This is a genomic window from Sediminibacterium sp. GW821-FHT12F12, assembly GCF_058806635.1.
Window position 1 is genome coordinate 81,657 of sequence record NZ_JBXAPW010000006.1, and the last position, 18,476, is coordinate 100,132.

Annotated in this window: 18 protein-coding genes; 5 read left to right on the forward strand and 13 right to left on the reverse strand. The window is 44.1% G+C overall.

Annotation, left to right across the window (positions count from 1 at the left end):
* Positions 1-45 precede the first annotated feature (45 nt).
* Positions 46-708: a LamG domain-containing protein gene (locus AC1RNB_RS10710; RefSeq protein WP_493082668.1), complete on the forward strand. Its 663-nt coding sequence runs from the start codon at positions 46-48 to the stop codon at positions 706-708.
* Positions 709-730: 22 nt separating this feature from the next.
* On the opposite strand, the gene AC1RNB_RS10715 is transcribed toward AC1RNB_RS10710, so the two are convergent.
* The 3 genes from AC1RNB_RS10715 to AC1RNB_RS10725 all read right to left on the reverse strand — a co-directional run bounded on the left by AC1RNB_RS10715 (position 731) and on the right by AC1RNB_RS10725 (position 3,364).
* On the reverse strand, positions 731-1,753 hold the full coding sequence (locus tag AC1RNB_RS10715) for a sugar phosphate isomerase/epimerase family protein (RefSeq protein WP_493082669.1): 1,023 nt from the start codon (positions 1,751-1,753) through the stop codon (positions 731-733).
* Positions 1,754-1,796: 43 nt separating this feature from the next.
* Positions 1,797-2,201 (reverse strand): Dabb family protein, encoded by a 405-nt coding sequence (locus AC1RNB_RS10720; RefSeq protein ID WP_493082670.1) that lies wholly within the window; start codon positions 2,199-2,201, stop codon positions 1,797-1,799.
* Between the two features lie 80 nt (positions 2,202-2,281).
* Positions 2,282-3,364: an acyltransferase family protein gene (locus AC1RNB_RS10725; protein ID WP_493082671.1), complete on the reverse strand. Its 1,083-nt coding sequence runs from the start codon at positions 3,362-3,364 to the stop codon at positions 2,282-2,284.
* 115 nt (positions 3,365-3,479) lie between these two features.
* Here AC1RNB_RS10725 and AC1RNB_RS10730 point away from each other — a divergent pair, with 115 nt between their 5' ends.
* Complete coding sequence (locus AC1RNB_RS10730) at positions 3,480-3,875, forward strand: hypothetical protein (RefSeq protein ID WP_493082672.1); 396 nt, start codon at positions 3,480-3,482, stop codon at positions 3,873-3,875.
* A gap of 184 nt (positions 3,876-4,059) precedes the next feature.
* Here AC1RNB_RS10730 and AC1RNB_RS10735 read toward each other — a convergent pair whose 3' ends face one another.
* From AC1RNB_RS10735 to AC1RNB_RS10765, 7 genes are all read right to left on the reverse strand, one after another.
* The gene (locus tag AC1RNB_RS10735) at positions 4,060-4,614 is read right to left on the reverse strand and encodes a hypothetical protein (RefSeq protein ID WP_493082673.1); all 555 of its coding nucleotides are present in this window, start codon (positions 4,612-4,614) and stop codon (positions 4,060-4,062) included.
* A gap of 249 nt (positions 4,615-4,863) precedes the next feature.
* A complete protein-coding gene (locus AC1RNB_RS10740; protein WP_493082674.1) occupies positions 4,864-5,391 on the reverse strand; it encodes a hypothetical protein in 528 nt (175 codons plus the stop codon).
* Between the two features lie 533 nt (positions 5,392-5,924).
* Complete coding sequence (locus tag AC1RNB_RS10745; RefSeq protein ID WP_493082675.1) at positions 5,925-6,320, reverse strand: hypothetical protein; 396 nt, start codon at positions 6,318-6,320, stop codon at positions 5,925-5,927.
* A gap of 205 nt (positions 6,321-6,525) precedes the next feature.
* Positions 6,526-7,062 (reverse strand): GNAT family N-acetyltransferase, encoded by a 537-nt coding sequence (locus AC1RNB_RS10750; protein WP_493082676.1) that lies wholly within the window; start codon positions 7,060-7,062, stop codon positions 6,526-6,528.
* Positions 7,063-7,322: 260 nt separating this feature from the next.
* On the reverse strand, positions 7,323-7,748 hold the full coding sequence (locus AC1RNB_RS10755; protein WP_493082677.1) for a hypothetical protein: 426 nt from the start codon (positions 7,746-7,748) through the stop codon (positions 7,323-7,325).
* Between the two features lie 135 nt (positions 7,749-7,883).
* Positions 7,884-8,468 (reverse strand): hypothetical protein, encoded by a 585-nt coding sequence (locus AC1RNB_RS10760; RefSeq protein WP_493082678.1) that lies wholly within the window; start codon positions 8,466-8,468, stop codon positions 7,884-7,886.
* 30 nt (positions 8,469-8,498) lie between these two features.
* On the reverse strand, positions 8,499-9,284 hold the full coding sequence (locus tag AC1RNB_RS10765) for a carboxylesterase family protein (protein ID WP_493082679.1): 786 nt from the start codon (positions 9,282-9,284) through the stop codon (positions 8,499-8,501).
* Between the two features lie 277 nt (positions 9,285-9,561).
* On the opposite strand from AC1RNB_RS10765, the gene AC1RNB_RS10770 reads away from it, so the two are divergent.
* The 3 genes from AC1RNB_RS10770 (at position 9,562) to AC1RNB_RS10780 (ending at position 12,826) form a co-directional block, all read left to right on the forward strand.
* Positions 9,562-10,716 carry an acyl-CoA dehydrogenase gene (locus AC1RNB_RS10770; protein WP_493082680.1) on the forward strand — a complete coding sequence of 385 codons (1,155 nt, stop codon included), beginning with the start codon at positions 9,562-9,564 and terminating at the stop codon, positions 10,714-10,716.
* Positions 10,717-10,945: 229 nt separating this feature from the next.
* A complete protein-coding gene (locus AC1RNB_RS10775) occupies positions 10,946-12,049 on the forward strand; it encodes a hypothetical protein (RefSeq protein ID WP_493082681.1) in 1,104 nt (367 codons plus the stop codon).
* 102 nt (positions 12,050-12,151) lie between these two features.
* Positions 12,152-12,826, forward strand: a complete 675-nt coding sequence (locus AC1RNB_RS10780) for a YggS family pyridoxal phosphate-dependent enzyme (RefSeq protein ID WP_493082682.1) — start codon at positions 12,152-12,154, stop codon at positions 12,824-12,826.
* Between the two features lie 692 nt (positions 12,827-13,518).
* Here the strand turns inward: AC1RNB_RS10780 and AC1RNB_RS10785 are convergent.
* The 3 genes from AC1RNB_RS10785 to AC1RNB_RS10795 are packed head-to-tail and all read right to left on the reverse strand — an operon-like array spanning position 13,519 to position 18,319.
* Entirely contained in the window at positions 13,519-15,441 is a 1,923-nt protein-coding gene (locus AC1RNB_RS10785) for a S9 family peptidase (protein WP_493082683.1), read from the reverse strand.
* A 46-nt stretch (positions 15,442-15,487) separates the two neighbouring features.
* Positions 15,488-16,771, reverse strand: a complete 1,284-nt coding sequence (locus AC1RNB_RS10790; RefSeq protein ID WP_493082684.1) for an amidohydrolase — start codon at positions 16,769-16,771, stop codon at positions 15,488-15,490.
* 30 nt (positions 16,772-16,801) lie between these two features.
* Positions 16,802-18,319, reverse strand: coding sequence for a serine hydrolase (locus tag AC1RNB_RS10795; protein WP_493082685.1), 1,518 nt, complete (start codon positions 18,317-18,319; stop codon positions 16,802-16,804).
* Positions 18,320-18,476: the final 157 nt, after the last annotated feature.

Genomic DNA, 18,476 nt, shown 5'->3' on the forward strand with positions numbered 1-18,476 from the left:
ACCACAAAAAACCGGGCTATTTTTAATATTACAAATGATGATTTCATGAAAAGAATTATATGTTTTATATCCTGTCTGATTACCGGTCAACTCTTTGCGCAGGAATCCTCTTTATTGCTGAAGCAATTGCAACCTGTTTCAGTGAACCTGCAGGCAGTAACCTATAAAGGCAAAGACGCTATCCGCATGACCGGATTGAAAAAAACAAGATACACGCATGAACTGGCAATTCTGCAAAACAGTTCATTCACCAATGGAACCATTGAGGTGGAACTGTCGGGCGACCGGTTGCCTGATACTGATACCAGTAACCGCGGGTTTGTAGGCATTGCTTTTCGGGTAGAAGGATCGGATAGTCTCAGGAGGTTTGACTGCTTTTACCTCCGTCCCGCCAATGGCAGGGCAGAAGATCAACTGAGACGTAATCATAGCACACAATATATATCTGAGCCGGAATATACCTGGCAGCGTTTGCGCAAAGAAAATCCCGGTGTATATGAATCTTATGTTGATCTGGTGCCAGGTGAATGGACAAAAGTGAAAATTGTTGTAAAAGATCGTTATGCGCGCCTGTATGTAAATGATGCGTCAGAGCCATGCCTTATTGTGACTGATCTTAAAAAAGGTGTCAGCACGGGTGCAGTAGCATTGTGGATTGGCGTGGGTACGGAAGCTTATTTCCGTACCCTCAGGATTACAAAAGAATAAAAAGAAAACGGTGCCGGAAGGATTAACCTTCCAGTATTTTTTTAGCATATGCCAAACAGATAGCTGTTTCTTTGATGGCATCTGAACCCACGGGAATATCATATTCCAGTTCGATGGTAACCGGTATTTTGTATTTTTTTTCTTTCAGCAGTTGCAGAATCTCACGGATGGGTGTATCTCCATTTCCCCAGGCAACATTGGCACCACCGTTGGCTTTGGTTTTTCTGTCTTTGAGGTGCATACTGGTAATCCTGTCATGTTTGTCTTCAATCAGTTTCAACAGACTCTCTTTGGTATTGTTACCACCGGCGGCAATATAGTGCCCGCAGTCAAGGTTCATGGAATTGTAGTGTGATTGTGCCAGTGCTGTATCCCATGCCGTATCTGTGGCCTGTGTATGGGCGTGGTAGCCGATATATACTTTTTCTTTGGCAGCAATATCGCCCAACCTTTTTGAATGTGCGGGATCGGCAGGTAATTCAACCGTTACAGAGTTGGCACCCAGCGCTTTGGCTGCACGTAAGGCATAGCTGATTTCCGCATCTGTATTATTGCTGTTCAAAGCATTGGGTTTGAATGCGTAGATACTGATGCCGGCTTGCTGGTACATTTTACGGATCTCCCTGAACTTATCCATCGGTACACTTGCCCGCCATTCGGCTACCTGTTGCTGGTAAGCCGCCAGTTGAGCTTTTTGTTCATCAGTCAGTTTCATAGGTTGCCCGGGCACCCTGGGTGGAAACTTAACCGGGTTGGCAGGTTTGCCTGCATAGTCTTCGATCGAGTCGCCCATCAACTCTATTGCCGTTACACCTGCTTCCTGGCAATATTTCAAAATCTGCTCAGCACTGCCCGGCAGACTGCGGAAGGAGTAGGTAATTACGCCCACCTGAACACCCTGTATGGTACCAGAGGTAAATGGTACTGTAATATTGCCTGCAAAAGCGTTGCGCCCTGCTAACAGGATACCCAAGGTGGTAAAAGCGGATTGCTGTAAAAAGCGGCGGCGTGTTTGATCAGCTGTATGTGATGGAATTGAAGACATATTAGATGGTTTAAATGATAGATAAAGTTTAGTATGTGTTAGATCAGGCTTCCATGGCATCGTACACCACTACCTTGGCCCATAGGTGACTGTAGTTTTTAATAAAGGCAAGATGCAACGGATGAGATTGGTAGGTTGCCTGTCCGGCCAGATCATCAAAAAACATCAGTTCAGAAACCTGCCAGCTGGTATCTACCACATCGCGTTTTTCGGTACTGGCCAGTACACCTACATGCAGCTTACGGATTGTCTCAATTTTGGCAAGGGTATGTAATCCCTCCACCAGTTTATCGCGGTCTTCTTTAGACTCGGGATTCTTTAACCAGAAAAAAACATGATGAACCAATTGTTTGTTGGCTGCCGCTGTTACCGGTAATGCAGTTGCCGCCAATCCGGTACCGAGTAGGGTAGTGGTGGCCAGGAATTTTCTTCTGCTGGATGTTTTCATAAGTGTTGATTAGAATCCTAATATACAAAGCCCCTGTCAGGCAACCGAATTTTACTGGTTATTCCACAATACGGAAGGTGTTAGATCTTTAAGAAGATCTTTTTCCGGTAAAGGAAATAACAGAGTCCCCATTCGAGGGAGAATACACAGAGCGCCGACAGGATATGGCTAACCGATTCGGGGGTAGATACCCAGGATAATACACCATTACTGATAGCGCTGATATACCCGGTGAACCAGCGGTTGGCCACGATCTCTATAAAAAGATAAATAAACAATGAGTTCATGCCTACAACGGTAAAAAAAAGAAGGTATTTGCGATGATCCTGTATATCGATCCACCAATAACAGGCTGCCAGTCCGGCCAGACACCAACCCAGTGATGCCAGCACAAATGAACTGGTGGCAATCCGTTTAATGATGGGTGTGATACCAGCCGCATCCAATGCGAAACCAGCTGCGAGGCATAGTGCAGACCATATCAGTAGGTTGCGGATCATTTTATTACTGTTTTGCAGCAGCATTTTTCCAACCAGGGCACCGGCAACCGTATGCACCGCTGTGGGTATACAATTGATAGCTACCCAACCGCCTTGATTGATCTTATGCATCAGTAACCAGTCTACATAATTACCAAAATTATGCTGGTCAGTAAAGGGTTGGTCAAAACCGGGAATATGGGTACAGCGATACAAAACTTCTGTCAGCAACAGTAACCCGGCACATACCAGGATCTGTGTTACAGTTTTGCATTCAAAAATCAGAAATGCTACCAGTGTAGTAAAAGAGAGCTGGGTTAATACATCCCATAATTCAAAAGAGAGGCCGGTTTTCCGAACAGCATAATCCAATACCCCCCAGAAGAATAACCAGCCACAGCGTTTCAGGGTTTTGCGGAAACGATGCACCCAATCCAGCCCGGCTTCTTTCTGCCGTGTTAAAGAATAGGCCATCGATACCCCCGCCATAAACATGAATGCGGGTTGCACCAGATCCCAGAACCGGAGTCCGTTCCAGGGATGATGAAAGAACTGTTGTACCAGGCTATAAAGAATAGAATTTTCAGTAGCGGCCAACAGGCTTTCATATAAGCCGGCACTCTCCAATACCAGCAGTACCATGATGAGTCCCCGCATAAAATCCAGGGATAGTAATCTTTTCAAGGCAGACAATTTGGTTAGATAAATACTATCTGAATATACAAATAACCTTTACAGTGTAAGCCGTATTGTTTAAGATTTTGCAATAATCAAAACTTTAAATAGATTTAGCCATCCTATGAAAAGAGACCGGATACTTTCCGTACTGTTAGTCAGTATTATCAGCATCGTTGGCCTTGTGCGTGGTCTCCGGATGATTGTTCCGCAAAACAAGTTGAATATTCTTTTCCCTTTTCCGGAAGAAATGATCTCTGGTTCCTTATTCAGCAATTATACCGTTTTAGGCTGGATTCTTTTCTGCATGCTCGGTGTTTTTGGATTGATTACCTTACGTTGTATCTACACCCAAAACAGACTGTTCCCTTACCTGGTCATTATGCTGGGCATTTTTGCCTCTTTTCTTACACTAACCCATATTCTGTACGGTGGATTTACCTGGATACATCTGCTGTTATTGCCCATCAGTCTCGGTACCATTCTGCTGGGTGTTGTGCAGACACCCAAAGAATTTTGATCCTATTGTCTTTAATCGCATGGGTTATTTGAAACTGCCTATTTTCCTCCTCCCGAAAAGAAATTGATTCCGGCGTAGCGGCAGAGGCCTATTATCCAGCCCCATTCATTATTTAAATAGATCAATCTGTTATAAGAGAAAACAGTATTGGAGAAATAACTGAAACAGGGTTTGCGAACAGCATCTATAATATGAATCCGAATTTTACAGAAACTTCCGGGTTAAAGAGAGGTAAAGTATAGTATTCAGTTCCCACCAGGACGTTTTTATTACCTGCAAAACGTAAACTGAGTCCTGCCCAGGGAGAAATATAGATCCGTTTTTTGATCCGGTATTGATACCCAACGCTTCCGTTGAACAGCCAGTTAAAGAAAGAAGCCTCTGTACCACTGCTTTTACTGATGATGGAGCTTTGCCAGAAAACAGGTCCTGCACCAACCCACCAGCCCCGCCAGCCGGGTTTAAGAAAATAATCGGCTACCAGCGCATATGCATTCAGCTGGTGATGGGTAAAAGCGCTGTTTGTAGTAAAATCCGGTTTGTTCACTTTTGCCGTTAAGAGCCGGAACCGAACCTGGTCTCTCCCGATCCAGCTGGCACCAAAATAGCCACCCAGCGCAAAGGGCAGCACATCCAGTTCCATCCCCGCCTGCCAATCGCCGGTGGCTGTGTCGGAACTGTTTTGCGCATGGGTCTGCAGGAAACAGAGTAATGCCACGAACAGAAACCATCTTTTCATATGGCTAAGCTACCCAGTTTTTGGTAGATAGAACATGATTTCGGTCAGGTAGCGACAGTAAAAAATCTCTGTAGCTCCTTTTGATACATGGAAAAGGGAAGCTACAGAGACGTAAATACAGATGCGTATAAAACCTGCTTAGGCTTATGAGCGATTAATTCTATTTCTGTTTTGGCATCAGCCGTGCAGATAGTGCAAACAGAGAAAGAAGGATAATCAATGATAGTTTCCTATAATCTCTGATACAGATTAATATTTATACCCGATCCCTTTTTTGATCGACTGGATACCTCCCCAGCTTCTGCTACCGTTGGATTGCAGACCTGCGTCTTTATCAGAAGTCATGATCACAAACTGGCATCCCTGTTTGGCCGCTTCCTTTTTTAATTTTTCTTCCGCTTTTTTATCACTGCCGGCAGCAGTTCGGTAATTGATAAGACTGGTTTTGCCTCGTATTTCGCCAATTTTGGTAAGACCGGCAGAAGCCGCATTGTCTTCCAGTATCATTACGTTGGCCCAGTCATCTTCAGAATTGATGGTGATTTTAGGACTAACCGTTTCTGTACGGCCGCTTTTACCATACACGATTTTTTCTACTGCGTATTTGCTGATGGTTTGTTCTGCATCTTCATTTACATATTTATAGATTACGGTAAATTCTGTATTACGTACCACACTGCCTTCAACCGTTTTGCCGTTGTGGAGATACAATTTGTCTGCTTGTGAGAATGCCATTGTGCTGATACTAACTGCCAATGCTACAAGAAATGTTTTCATAAAATGGTTTCGTTTTGGGTTGATAATTCGATTTACAGACAACAAATTTAACAAGCCAGATGCTCTGAAATGCAATACAGTATTGATTTCACATAAGTTTTGCGAATGAAGTAAAGCGCTCACATATTTATGTGATGTGCTTTGCCGCTGATGGGTAATTCAGACCAGTTGTGTAATTCGGCGGAAATGAATTTGTCTGAAAATGGAGCGGGTAAAGAAGTAATGTTGTACGTGTTGTATTAAAAATCAAACACCCGGCAACTCGAAAACATTTGTCGCTCACGGTCCCGCCGATGGCGGGACTGTTTTTTCTTCTGCTCCCGCTTTTAGCGGGATGCTACGCATCATTTTGTCTGCCCTCGCCTTCGCTCGGCACCGAACAAAAAGAGGCCCGTTTACAGGGACTGACTATAAATTTTTCATCGAACACCCTGTGAGGGTAATTTTTTTTCTACTAATCAAATAAACCTTGAATGATCCAATAGCACAAGACGTTAATGTTGGATTGATTTTTATAAAAAAAAATAAAGGGATCATTGTTTCAGTACCTCGTATTGCTGACTATTCAGTTGTGGCATTAGTAAGAGAACATCAGAGAGTTGCTGGTAATCAATTTCTCTGGTAATAATGATTCTAAAAGAAGCTTCCCGGATACGGGCGGTATCGGTTCTAAGCACCGTTGCCATCTGGTGATAGGAGAGCGGAACCCGATCCTGCCCTGACATTCTGATGATTTCATTTTCCCGGAGAACAATACAATTTTCATAATCAGTTGCTTCGGCCTGTCTGATACCGGCTTCCTCATCGTAAAGTGTTGTAGGGCTGGCAGATCTGGCAGAAGAATAATAGAAATAAGTGCCGCTGATCATCATGATCAAAATGACAACTAACAACAAGGCAACAAGCTTTATCAGTAGCAACGGTTTCATAAGAATGACCTGTTTATGCGTTTACCGGGTACAGGGGGCATGATAGATATCATTCCATATCCAGGGTAAAACTACATCAACCCGTCAGTCTGAAATAGGGGAAATTTCCCGTATTATTTGAACAGATGCGCTCCAGTTTACCATCTGTTATAAAAGCCTGATGGTAAAGACCTAAGGTCAATCCATCGATCATCGAAAGAATTCTTCAATCCACTTTGATCTGGAAGAGGCAGGCAGGCACATTGTGGTAATGATCCGGTAATCCATCGGTATTTTTCAGATCGAACATACCCAGAAATTGGAAACCAGCATCCTGGTAATGACGGATGAGGCGGGTATTGTTATCCAGCGTATCCAGTCTGACATATTGTTTACCATTGGCTTGGGCATACATTTTTGCCCAGGGTACGATCCTGAATACAAAGTTGTTACCTCTGAACATCGGATTGGTGGCTATACGATGGATATAAACGGAAGGATCTGCATTTCTTTCTTCCCAGATCTGTTCATCGCTGAAAGTGGTTACCCAACTGCAGGCAATCTGGTTGTTGATCAGCATTTTCCATTGCCGGTTCTCTTTAATTTCTGTTTCTACTAACTCTCTGGCAAACTCTGGCCAGACAACAACCTTTTTTTTAGACCGTTGGTATTCGGCAGCAAGCCGGTACAGACGATAAATCTCTGTGATATCTGCGAGGGTACTGTTTTCTATCCTGATCTCCTGGGGCGTTATATTGTCCATAAGTCTTTTCGCGAACTTATGCCAATAGCAAGCGCCGTATTTTTGTTTTATGTGAATGGTGGGATAGGTTGACGACGGATAGAAAGGGTGTACAAAAATTACATCAGAGTGATTTTGGATAGATGGATAAACCAAAACCTTTCGCTGCAATGATCGGAATGAGTATTATTTGCTGGATTTTGAAAAGGCTGAAATTGTAACCCCATGCGTTAGCATGGGACAGCAAGAATGTATTATTCCGGCCTTTAGCTCTTTAAGTCTTACGAGTTTGAAGAATTTACCTGCCGGGTTCCCTTTATCATTACCTGTAAATCTGCCCGTCTGCACCAGCCGATAATGATTATGGTTGTGAATAAAAGCAAATGATTGAGCGTTGAAATATCGCAGCTATTTTGATACACAGAGCCGGAATATTCCTTCCAATGCCAGGGAAACACTTTTTCAAAAATGGGCAGGTTCAGATGTACTTGTTTATTAAGAATAGCGGGAGCCAGGTCTACCAGGTCTGGAAATACGGAGCCCAGCAGCGTTGCAACTGTTATAAAACGAAACTTCTTGTTTGTTTTTACTGTTAAGAATAACATAAGTAACAGACCTGTAACTGCATCTGCTTTGGAGTTAACAGGATAACAATGAGGAATATAGTCTAATGCACCATGTGAAATAATGCCGGCAAAAAATCCCAATATCCTGTTACAAGTACGGGACTAACCTTTTGCGATTGGGTAAGCGATTTCGTATCTGTCAGTAAAACTGTCAGACCAATGGCAGAGGTCAGGTGAAATAGTACATTCATCTTTACTTTCTGTTACTTGATGCTGTTATCGAAAAAATCCTCTTTTTTGTTTTTTAAATAAAATATTCTTTTCACGTTCTGTACTTAACAACAGGTTCTTTCCCTCTTGTATTACACTATAATCAGCATAATTATACAGCGGAATTGCATCGCCAAACCGTTCACAATATTTACAGGTGGTTAAAAAACCACTAATGAATGTCCCAAATGGGTTCTTCGCCATTTCTGCTCTGTAGTGGTAGTAACCACCCGCTGTGCTATCTATCCTTTTTTTCGTTAACCGGGTATTCATGAATGTTACCGGTATTTTAGTGATCGTTATGGCGCTGTCTGAAATGGTTATGGTTACCTCGATGTAACGCTCATTTCTGACTAATTTTTCTTCTTTTGAAGGTGCCAGCCCCAATGCGGGCGGTAAAAAATGAATGGGGTTATTTTCGTATCCGATGTATCTGCCGTTTGGGATCTGTGCTTGCAGCGATGAAAGGGTGCCTACGAACAATGGGCAGAATAATGCCGGGCTGGATAATCGGGGTATGGGCATAAAAGATATTTTACAGAAACGCAGGTGATTCCATCTATGCGTTATTGGCTTAGATACTGTTTGCATTGTTGTCTGACAATCCTTACCGGTTCCTGTTTATTTTTTCCTTTGCCGGAACAACCACTCCATCATCAGCGAATCTGTATAAGCTGCCAGCCAGGCAAAATGTCCGGTTTCGGGCAGGCGGGTGTAACCGGGATGTGCTCCGGCAGCTGTTAAGGCATTTACCATATCATCCGACATTTTTACATCAACAGAAGGATCTTCTGCGCCATGAAAAACCCAGATGGGTAAATGAGCGATGGTAGCTGCTCTTGCACTATCTCCTCCGCCACAAACCGGTACCGCTGCTGCAAAAAGGGAAGGGTATCGTTGAATGATATCGAAAGTACCAAAGCCACCCATGGATAAACCTGTGATATAAATACGGTTGGTATCAATGGCCATTTGTTTGGTAAGTTGCCGGATCAGATCGATCAAAACGGCTACCTGTCTGGAGGGCTCGGCTTTTAATGTCAGTTTGCGGCTTCCACTACCGGCTCTTTCGAAATTATCCCAGCGGGCTCCGGGCGGACATTGCGGCGCCAACACAATGGCCTGGTGGGCAGCCATGGCCTGGTCTGTGGCAAAATTCATAGCGCCCCATTTTAACTGTGCTTCATTATCGGTTCCCCTTTCGCCAGAGCCATGGAGAAACACGACCAGCGGGTATTTGCGCATAGTATCGTAATCAGGTACCAATAAGCGATACCCCAGTGTATCGCCCGCCACTATATGTTTACGGGCAGCAAAACGGTTGGTTTGAGCGGTGAGGTTGGATATCACCGTAAATGACAACAGGAGAATCCATGTAAAATGACGTGTGGCGTTGGATGATATCATAACGGGTAATTGAAAGTTTCAGATAAGGAATTTGGTAGTTCTTCATCATACACAAAACAAATCCCTCTTCCATAAAGCTAAGGTTTCATTGTTTGCCAGCCAATGGTGTTTTCCCCGTATTTTTCAGCTGCCAGTTAGCTAACCGTACAAGTGTGCGACGCAACCCCGCTGCCCAAAGCCTCCAGGCCGGTTACAAAAACAATCCATAAAAAATTGCGTGTGATTGTCAATCCTAACGACCGTTAGCCTAAATTTGCGCCATAAAACAGATAAATCCATGCATTTTGAACTGAGCGAAGAGCACCTGATGATCCAGAAAGCGGCCCGCGATTTTGCCCGCACCGAATGTTTACCCGGCGTAATTGAACGTGATGAACACCAGAAATTTCCACGCGAGCAGGTACTGAAACTGGCCGAGCTCGGTTTTATGGGTATGATGGTGAGCCCGGATTATGGTGGTTCCGGTATGGACACACTCAGTTATGTGCTGGCCATGGAAGAGATCAGTAAAGTGGATGCCAGCACCAGTGTGAGTATGAGTGTGAACAATAGCCTGGTTTGCTGGGGACTGGAAGCCTTTGGTAACGAAGAACAAAAGAAAAAATACCTGACCCCGCTGGCGCAGGGCCGGAAAGACGGGGAGCTTTATATTGGTGCATTTTTATTGAGCGAGCCCGAAGCCGGTAGCGATGCCACCAGTCAGCAGACCACTGCTGAAGACAAGGGCGATCATTACCTGATCAATGGTACCAAGAACTGGATCACCAATGGTTCATCGGCCTCTGTTTACCTCGTGATTGCCCAGACCGATCCTGCCAAGGGAAGCCGGGGTATTAATGCGTTTATTGTAGAGAAAAACAGTCCGGGTATTGTGGTAGCCGCCAAGGAAAACAAACTTGGCATCCGCGGAAGCGATACGCACAGCATCATGTTCAGCGATGTGAAGGTTCCGAAAGAGAACCGGATTGGCGAAGATGGTTTCGGCTTCAAGTTTGCGATGAAGACCCTGGCCGGTGGCCGTATCGGGATTGCCTCGCAGGCCCTCGGTATTGCCAGTGGCGCTTATGAGCTGGCATTGGCGTACAGCAAACAGCGGAAAGCCTTTGGCAAGGAAATCATGCATCACCAGGCCATCCAGTTCAAACTGGCCGATATGGCTACTAAAATAGAAGCGGCCCGCCTGCTTTGTCTGAAAGCCGCCTGGGAAAAAGATAACGGCTTGGATTATACCCTCAGTTCTTCCATGGCCAAAGTATTTGCCTCTGAAGCAGCTATGTGGGTTACCACAGAAGCGGTACAGATACATGGTGGTTATGGTTTTGTAAAAGAATACCATGTAGAACGCCTGATGCGCGATGCGAAGATTACCCAGATTTATGAGGGTACCAGTGAAGTGCAGCGGATCGTGATTTCGAGAAGTATTCTTAAATAGGGATTAACGAATCAGCGGATGGCGGATTGAGTGCCGATGCTGTTCTGTATAAGTGTTGAACGCTGGTTGCTGTTTTTTGTAAAACAGTGCCAGCGTTTTTATTTTTTAATCCGTGAATCCGTAATCCGCCAATCCGTTAATTTTACAATGCATGATTATACGAAGGCTTATACCGTTTTTACTTTTGTGGTTACTGACCAGTCACCTATACGCCCAGGATACTGCATTGATGACACAGTTGCTAAATCGTATAGAGCAATTACAGGTGAAAGAGCATGGTGTTTTTCCGAAAGGGGCTTTTGCTTCTTACCGTACCTATGCATTGAATAAGTTAAGAGAGAAGGCCGACATGAACCCTTTCTATACATCGTTGATTGTCATGACACTGAAAGATATCAAACCCCGACTTACCGTTACGCAACAAAAGGTTGTGGACGGGGTTGTTGAAAAAGCAATACCTTCTTTCAAAAAATATGAAAACAGAACAGGACGGGGTACCTATAATTTCTGGGCAACAGATACACCCCAGATTTTTCCTCATGGCGATTGGATGAATTGGTTCGACAAACGCCAGGCATTACCAGATGATATGGATGATACGGTAATGATACTTCTGGCAATGGGTGCACCTGATTCAACCGCGAAAAAAATTCACGATCTGATGCAGGCTTACACGAACAAAACGGGTAAACATGTAAACAATAATTCGAAAGCTTACAGGGATATTTTTGCTTACTCTACCTGGTTTGGTAAAAATGTGCCGGTAGAGTTTGATATATGCGTTTTGTCGAACATTCTTTACTTTACCCAACAGTATCATCTACCCTGGACAGGTGCTGACAGTGCCAGCCTGCAATTGATCGAAAAAGTACTGGAGACCAAAGCCCATTTGAATTCACCGCTGTATGTTGCACCACAATATGGCAGATCACCGTTGATACTTTATCACCTCGCAAGATTAATGTCGGTAAAAAAGATTCCTTCTCTGGAATTATTCAGGAGTCAGTTGATTCAGGAGGCTGAGAAAGAATTAAAGGAATCTGTTCATTTTATGGATGCTGTAATTCTTAGTACGGCCTTACTGAAATGGGGGGTGATACCGACATTTACGCCAATCTACAAAGCCGATGGTATCGAAGAGCTGATTGAAGAAAAACCTTATTATTTTTTCATCGCCAATATGGGGTCTATGCTGCCCGAACCTTATAAGCATTGGTTGGTACAATCTGGAATCGGAAAATTTTATTATGATTGTGATGCGTATAATAATCTGTTGGTGCTCGAATACCTGGTTTGGAAGAAACGATTAACGGATTTTCGGATGACGGATTAGCGGATTTGAGATAGCAATACACTCGTTTCTCTGCGAAACTTCTGCTTCTAACTTTCCGGAAATAAATCCGCTAATCCGTCATCCGCAAATCAAAAAATAGCTATGTCAGTGAATCTGGAAAAATATAATGAAATAAAAAAAGAACTCGGCACAACCACCCTCGTAGCCGTTAGCAAAACCAAACCCAACGAAGACATACAGGAACTCTATGCGCTGGGTCAGCGTGATTTTGGGGAGAATTATGTGCAGGAACTGGTGGATAAGGAAGCGGCTTTGCCGAAAGATATCCGCTGGCATTTTATCGGTCACCTGCAGAGCAATAAAGTGAAATACATCGCACCTTTTGTGTACCTGATACATGGGGTGGATAGTTTTAAACTGCTACAGGAGATCAACAAACAGGCGGCTAAACAGAACCGGATCATTGATTGCCTGCTGCAGGTACATATTGCACAGGAAGAAACCAAATTCGGCATGAATGAAACCGAACTGGAAGAAGCGCTGGCTGGTGCCGCAGCTTTACCCAATGTGCGGGTCTGTGGTTTGATGGGGATGGCTTCTTTCAGTGATGATCTGGAGAAAGTGAGAGCTGAGTTCCGATTTTTGAAAGGATTGTTTAATAAGTGTCGTGAGTGGTCAGTAGTGAGTGGTGAGTGGGCAATTTTGAGTATGGGGATGAGCGGAGATTATACTATAGCGATGGAAGAGGGGAGCACGATGGTAAGGATTGGTAGTCTTTTGTTCGGTGCCCGATCATATAAAGAGAAAGGAATTTGAAAATGTGTTAATTTGAAAATGAGGTTTTGGGGCGAGATAAATGCCATTCGGTTCTATAACTTTTTAAAATACGTTCATATTGTATTTATTTGGTTAGTTGATTCTTGTAAACCGGTATTTGAAAGGATCAGTAGCATTGTCAAATAAGATAAGCGTGTCATTAAAGATTCTATCTACAACATATGTGTTCCCTTGACCATTACTGTCATCGAAATTCAGAAGATAAGTGCTATCGCCAAACACATCTTTCGTCCGGTACCAGGAAATAGTTGCATCAACAACAATGCGATTATGTAAGGATTGAATTATTTTCCCGTTGCTAAATGTCCAAAGCTCCTCATATCTGTCACGCTGTACAATATAGCCTGAGAGCCACCCTCCCGAATAATAACGTAGCTGCCATTTCCCATTTACATATGACGTAATAGTATCAAGTGGTTTGTTGTATAAAACTATTGACAACTTTGTATCTGCCTTAGATAACTCTGTACTGTCTTTTGAACAGGAACCGAGAAGGTATAAACTGAAAAAGAGAAGAAATCGATACATGATTTTAGCTTTTACAATAAAATACTTTCAGCTTAGGAGGTACATGCCTTGCTTCCACTTGCTTTTGATGCAGCGAAATACAGCATGTAAAAATGTGTTAATTTGAAAAGGAAGACCCATTTTAAAATTAACACATTTTCAAATTATTTCAACGTTTCATCCAGCCATTTATAAAACTCCCTTTGCCATACCAGTGCATTTTGGGCACTTAAGACCCAATGGTTTTCGTCGGGAATATATAGAAAACGGCTTTTGATCCCTTTTAACTGTGCTGCCTGGAATGCCTGCTGGCCCTGCTCAATGGGTACCCTGTAATCGCGGCCGCCTTGTATGATGAGGATAGGCGTATTCCATTTTTCTACAAAATTGCTGGGCGATTGTGCAAAAGAGCGTTGCGCAACGGCATTGTTCTTATCCCAATAGTTTCCACCCTTTTCCCAGTTCTCGAAAAACATTTCGTCGGTGGTGCCGTACATGCTTTTGAAATCAAATACCCCATCGTGCGAAATAAAGGTCTTAAAACGGCCCTCGTGCTGGCTGGCCAGGGCAAATACAGAGAAACCGCCGAAGCTGGCACCAATGGCCCCTAAACGATCCTTATTTACAAAGGGTTCTTTGGCAACAGCATCAATGGCGCTGAGGTAATCCTGGATCACCTGTCCACCCCAGTCTTTACTCACCTGTTCATTCCATTCTGTGCCAAAACCCGGCATACCCCGCCGTGCTGGTGCAACAATAATGTATCCCTGCGAAGCCATCAACTGAAAATTCCAGCGGAAAGAATAGGATTGTGTTAAAGGCGATTGCGGGCCACCCTGGCAATAGAGCAGGGTAGGGTATTTTTTTGCCGGATCAAATCCCGGAGGATATACCACCCATACCAGCATCTGTTTATTGTCGGTAGTAGTTACAAACCTGCGCTCCGTTTTTACTTTTTTTATTTTGGCATACGCAGCATCATTTACATGGGTAAACTGTACCATTTTGCCACTGGTCAGTTTCAGTTGATACAGTTCAGTAGCCCGGTTCATATCATTACGTGCCACAATCAATGCATTCTCCGTTTCGGCAATAATGGCACTCACATCAAAATCACCGTTGGTTAACTGTGTAATAACAGGAGAAGTTTTTGTTACCAGCGCATCATTTACGCGAAACAGCTGCAACGTTCCATTAACAGGTGCAATAAAATAAATACTATCTCCTCTGCGGCTCCAGAGAAAACTTTCTACATGAATATCATCGCGCTGGGCGGTCAGGTTTACCTGTGTTTTGCCATCAGATACAATGATGTCCTGTTTATCAGCTTCGTAACCATCCCTTTTCATCTGCAGCCAGGCCAGTTGTCCTTTGCTGTTAAATGCCGGACTCACATCATATCCTTTATTACTTTCGGTAAGGTTGCGGGTTTTGCCGGTCTGGGCATCATATTCGTACAGGTCTGTATTAGTGCTGAGGGCATATTCTGTCCCGGCTTTTTTCTTGGCTACATATACCAGGTGTCTGCCATCCGGGTTCCATACAAAATCCTCGTCGCCGCCAAAGGGTTTGGTAGGACAATCAAAAGGCTCATTGAACTGGATATCACTGGCTTTTTTCAGATCGGGTTTTCCGTTAATAATGGGTGCCACAAATACATGGTCAAATTTCCCATCTTCCCAGGTATCCCAGTGACGGTAGTTGAGCGAGTTATAAATATATACATTCGATTTTTTCAGATCGGGATGTAAGGCAGCCCCCGTTACTTTCGTCACTTCCACATTTCTCGTTTCCGCCAGGAATTTTTTGTTGGAAGAGATTTTGCTGTTTACCAGAAAACTGTCTGTATTGGGGATCTCAAAAGATTCACCACCACTGGTAGCCACTGCAAAAAATTTACGCGAACTTTTATTCTCCGTAGCATTGGGCGTACTTACCTGGTAAATGATATACTGATCGTCTTTGGAAATACCTAAGCCGGTAACACGCCCCAGTTTCCAGAGTTGTTCGGGAGAGAGGGGGGAGGTTTGGGCGAGCGCTGCGGTTACGATAGAGCTTAGCAGGAAGATGGTTATGATGCGTTTCATATGAATAAAATGAGTGAATGATAGCATGATAGAATGATAGAATATTTTATTTGGTTTTTGCATAGTCGAAAACAAGTTGGCAGAAGGCTTTTACGCCTATGTCCAGTTTGCTGTCGTCGATGAGAAAATCGGGGGTGTGATGGCCGGGGGCATTTTCTGCGGTGAACCTGGCATCGCGGGCACCTAGATAGAAAAAGAAGGACGGTGCTTTCTGTCCATAATAAGAAAAATCTTCTGCACCGGTTTCCCAACGGTGTAATACTACATTGCCTTCGCCGGCAGCTTTTTGTAAAGAGGGCAGGGTTTGGGCTACCAGTTTGGGATCGTTATAGGTAACCAGTGTTTTGGTATCAATACTTACTTCGGCAGTGGCACCATACGCTTCTGCAATGCTCTTTGCCATTTTGCGTATGCGGTCGTGCACCTCTTTCTGCATTTTACTGTCCAGTGTGCGGATGGTTCCTTCCATGATGGCTTCTTCCGGAATAATATTGGGACGCACACCGGCATGTATTTTGCCTACGGTCAGAATTACGGGTGCTTTGGGCAGTTCAGACTGGCGGCTGACGATGGTCTGCAAATTCTGCACAATCGCCGAACTTACCACAATCGGATCAATGCCCAGCCAGGGATTGGCGCCATGCGTTTGCCTGCCTTTTACTTTGATGGTGAACCAGTCGGAAGAAGCCATAAAAGCTTCCGGTTTGTAATAGATTTTACCGAGATCCAGACCGGCCTCAATATGCATACCAAATACTGCATCTACTTTCGGATTATCGAGTGCCCCTTCCTTAACCATCAAAGGTGCACCACCTTCTTCCGTACCGGGAGGACCTTCTTCGGCAGGCTGAAACAGGAAGACAACTGTACCCGGGATATCTTTTTTCATCTTCGACAGGATCTCTGCAGCACCTAATAACATGGCAATGTGCGAGTCGTGTCCGCAGGCATGCATCACACCTACTTGTTGTCCGTTATATTCTGCGGTGGCATTGGATTTAAAAGGAAGTGGGTTTCTTTCTGTTACGGGCAGTCCATCTGTATCGGCACGTAATGCCACTACCGGCCCGGGTTTACCGCCTTTTAACACACCTACAACACCTGTACGTGCTGCTATCCGTGTTTCGATGCCGAGTTGTTTCAGGGTAGCTTCGATCTTTTTGGCGGTATTGAATTCTCTGTTCGAGAGTTCCGGAAACTGGTGAAAATACCTGCGCCATTCTACAACTTTGGGCGATTGTTCTTTTACCAGTTGTTCGTAATTGGCTGGCAGGTTCTGTGCCGATGCTGCCACCGTGAAGAGCAAACAAAATGGGATCAATTTTTTCATGTTTCTTGATTGGTATAAATAAAACGAAAATTATTTTTTGGTAAACACATAGGAATCAAACTCCACAAAATCGCTGGCTTTGATATCCACAGAAATTACTTTTTTGTTTTCGATGCGGAATTTTGCAGGGAACACGCCAAAGGCAGGGTTGCTGTATACCAACATCCATTCACCCTTATCCATATAACGCATAAAGGCAGTTAAATTATTATGACTGTTGAATTTGATCTGTAACTCATCGCCCATTGATGTAATGTCGATGTTTCCATATACCTCATTTACATAACTGCCTGTATACGCAGCAATAGCCTGTTCCGGTGCAGTTCCCCTGACCCGTGCCTGCATAGCTGCCAGAGTTTTTACGGCTTCTGCCGTTTCTTTGATATGACCCGGCAGCTGCTGCAAACTCCTGTTCACATACGGCACACCCAGATAGGCATCCAGGATCTGGTAGCGTAATGCCTCAAAAAAGTTCTGGTTATCGTTATTGGTAAGAATGGTGATACCGAGGTTCTCTTCTGGCACAAAACAGGTATTGGTTACAAAACCAAAGGCACCGCCTGTGTGCCAGAATACCTGTTTGCCGTTATAATCGGTCATAAATACGCCGAGGCCATAACCGGTATAATGGGTAGGGAAGGAGCCGCTTTTACGACTGGAGATAACCGTTGTCATATCCCTGGTGGCCCTGATCACGGGCCAGGGCAGGATGCGTTTGCCTTCATATCTGCCGCTATCCAGTTGCAGCTGTAACCAGCGTGCCATGTCTTTTACATTACTGATCATACTGCCGGCCGGCCCCAGGTTATCTACCTGGTCGTAGGGCAGTTCATGCAGTTCGCCGGTAAAAGAAGTTGAATAAGGTTTGGAAACATTGGCCCGTTGCGGCATACCGGAAGTGAGCATATGAGTGTTCTTCATGCCCAGCGGCAGTACAATACTGTCGTACACATACACTTCCCAGGGTTTGCCACTTACTTTGGGGATGATCTCTCCCGCAGTAAGAAAACAACTGTTACAATACCCAAAATCCTGGCGGAACAAACCGGTAGGCTTAAGTAACCTCATCCGGTCAATGATCTGGCTTCGGCTCAGATTGCCATCCCAGAAAGTAAAATCACCCTGGAAGGTTTTGGTGCCGATATGGTGACTTAGCATGTCTTTGATAGTAACCTGCTCCGTTGCATTCTTGTCATACAATTGAAAATCCGGGAAATACCGGGTGATCTTGTCGTTAAGCGTGAGTTTTTTGTTGTAGGCCAATTGAGAAAGGGCCGTACCGGTAAACAGTTTGCTGTTACTCGCAATCATGAATAGAGTGTTCTCATCCACTTTTTCATGGGTTTGTATATTCCTTTCGCCAAAACCTTTCATCAACACTACTTTTCCGTCTTTTACGATGGCAATGGCCAAACCGGGGATCTGCCAGTCTTTCATCCCTTTTTCGATATACGCGGTGAGACTATCACTCACAAACGGGTTATTTTGTGTATGACCCGCGGTTGTTAACAGCATCACCAGGCAGCAAACGGAAAAAAACATTTTCATGAGCAGTAGTTTGAATAGGGAAGGTACTAATTTGGTGATATTGATTTACAGCCGGTATGCATATATTTATACCTTGTTTTACACCTGTTTTTAGCTGATATGTAATTTATGTAAGTAATAGGCAGCGTACTGTAAGTGTAACTGCTCTTTTCCCATG

What these genes read in the sequence shown, in the direction of transcription:
- AC1RNB_RS10710 (WP_493082668.1), top strand. Translation starts at nt 46, where the DNA reads ATGAAAAGAATTATATGTTTTATATCCTGTCTGATTACCGGTCAACTC.
- AC1RNB_RS10715 (WP_493082669.1), bottom strand. Translation starts at nt 1,753, where the DNA reads ATGTCTTCAATTCCATCACATACAGCTGATCAAACACGCCGCCGCTTT.
- AC1RNB_RS10720 (WP_493082670.1), bottom strand. Translation starts at nt 2,201, where the DNA reads ATGAAAACATCCAGCAGAAGAAAATTCCTGGCCACCACTACCCTACTC.
- AC1RNB_RS10730 (WP_493082672.1), top strand. Translation starts at nt 3,480, where the DNA reads ATGAAAAGAGACCGGATACTTTCCGTACTGTTAGTCAGTATTATCAGC.
- AC1RNB_RS10735 (WP_493082673.1), bottom strand. Translation starts at nt 4,614, where the DNA reads ATGAAAAGATGGTTTCTGTTCGTGGCATTACTCTGTTTCCTGCAGACC.
- AC1RNB_RS10740 (WP_493082674.1), bottom strand. Translation starts at nt 5,391, where the DNA reads ATGAAAACATTTCTTGTAGCATTGGCAGTTAGTATCAGCACAATGGCA.
- AC1RNB_RS10745 (WP_493082675.1), bottom strand. Translation starts at nt 6,320, where the DNA reads ATGAAACCGTTGCTACTGATAAAGCTTGTTGCCTTGTTGTTAGTTGTC.
- AC1RNB_RS10750 (WP_493082676.1), bottom strand. Translation starts at nt 7,062, where the DNA reads ATGGACAATATAACGCCCCAGGAGATCAGGATAGAAAACAGTACCCTC.
- AC1RNB_RS10760 (WP_493082678.1), bottom strand. Translation starts at nt 8,468, where the DNA reads ATGCAAACAGTATCTAAGCCAATAACGCATAGATGGAATCACCTGCGT.
- AC1RNB_RS10765 (WP_493082679.1), bottom strand. Translation starts at nt 9,284, where the DNA reads ATGATATCATCCAACGCCACACGTCATTTTACATGGATTCTCCTGTTG.
- AC1RNB_RS10770 (WP_493082680.1), top strand. Translation starts at nt 9,562, where the DNA reads ATGCATTTTGAACTGAGCGAAGAGCACCTGATGATCCAGAAAGCGGCC.
- AC1RNB_RS10775 (WP_493082681.1), top strand. Translation starts at nt 10,946, where the DNA reads ATGACACAGTTGCTAAATCGTATAGAGCAATTACAGGTGAAAGAGCAT.
- AC1RNB_RS10780 (WP_493082682.1), top strand. Translation starts at nt 12,152, where the DNA reads ATGTCAGTGAATCTGGAAAAATATAATGAAATAAAAAAAGAACTCGGC.
- AC1RNB_RS10785 (WP_493082683.1), bottom strand. Translation starts at nt 15,441, where the DNA reads ATGAAACGCATCATAACCATCTTCCTGCTAAGCTCTATCGTAACCGCA.
- AC1RNB_RS10790 (WP_493082684.1), bottom strand. Translation starts at nt 16,771, where the DNA reads ATGAAAAAATTGATCCCATTTTGTTTGCTCTTCACGGTGGCAGCATCG.
- AC1RNB_RS10795 (WP_493082685.1), bottom strand. Translation starts at nt 18,319, where the DNA reads ATGAAAATGTTTTTTTCCGTTTGCTGCCTGGTGATGCTGTTAACAACC.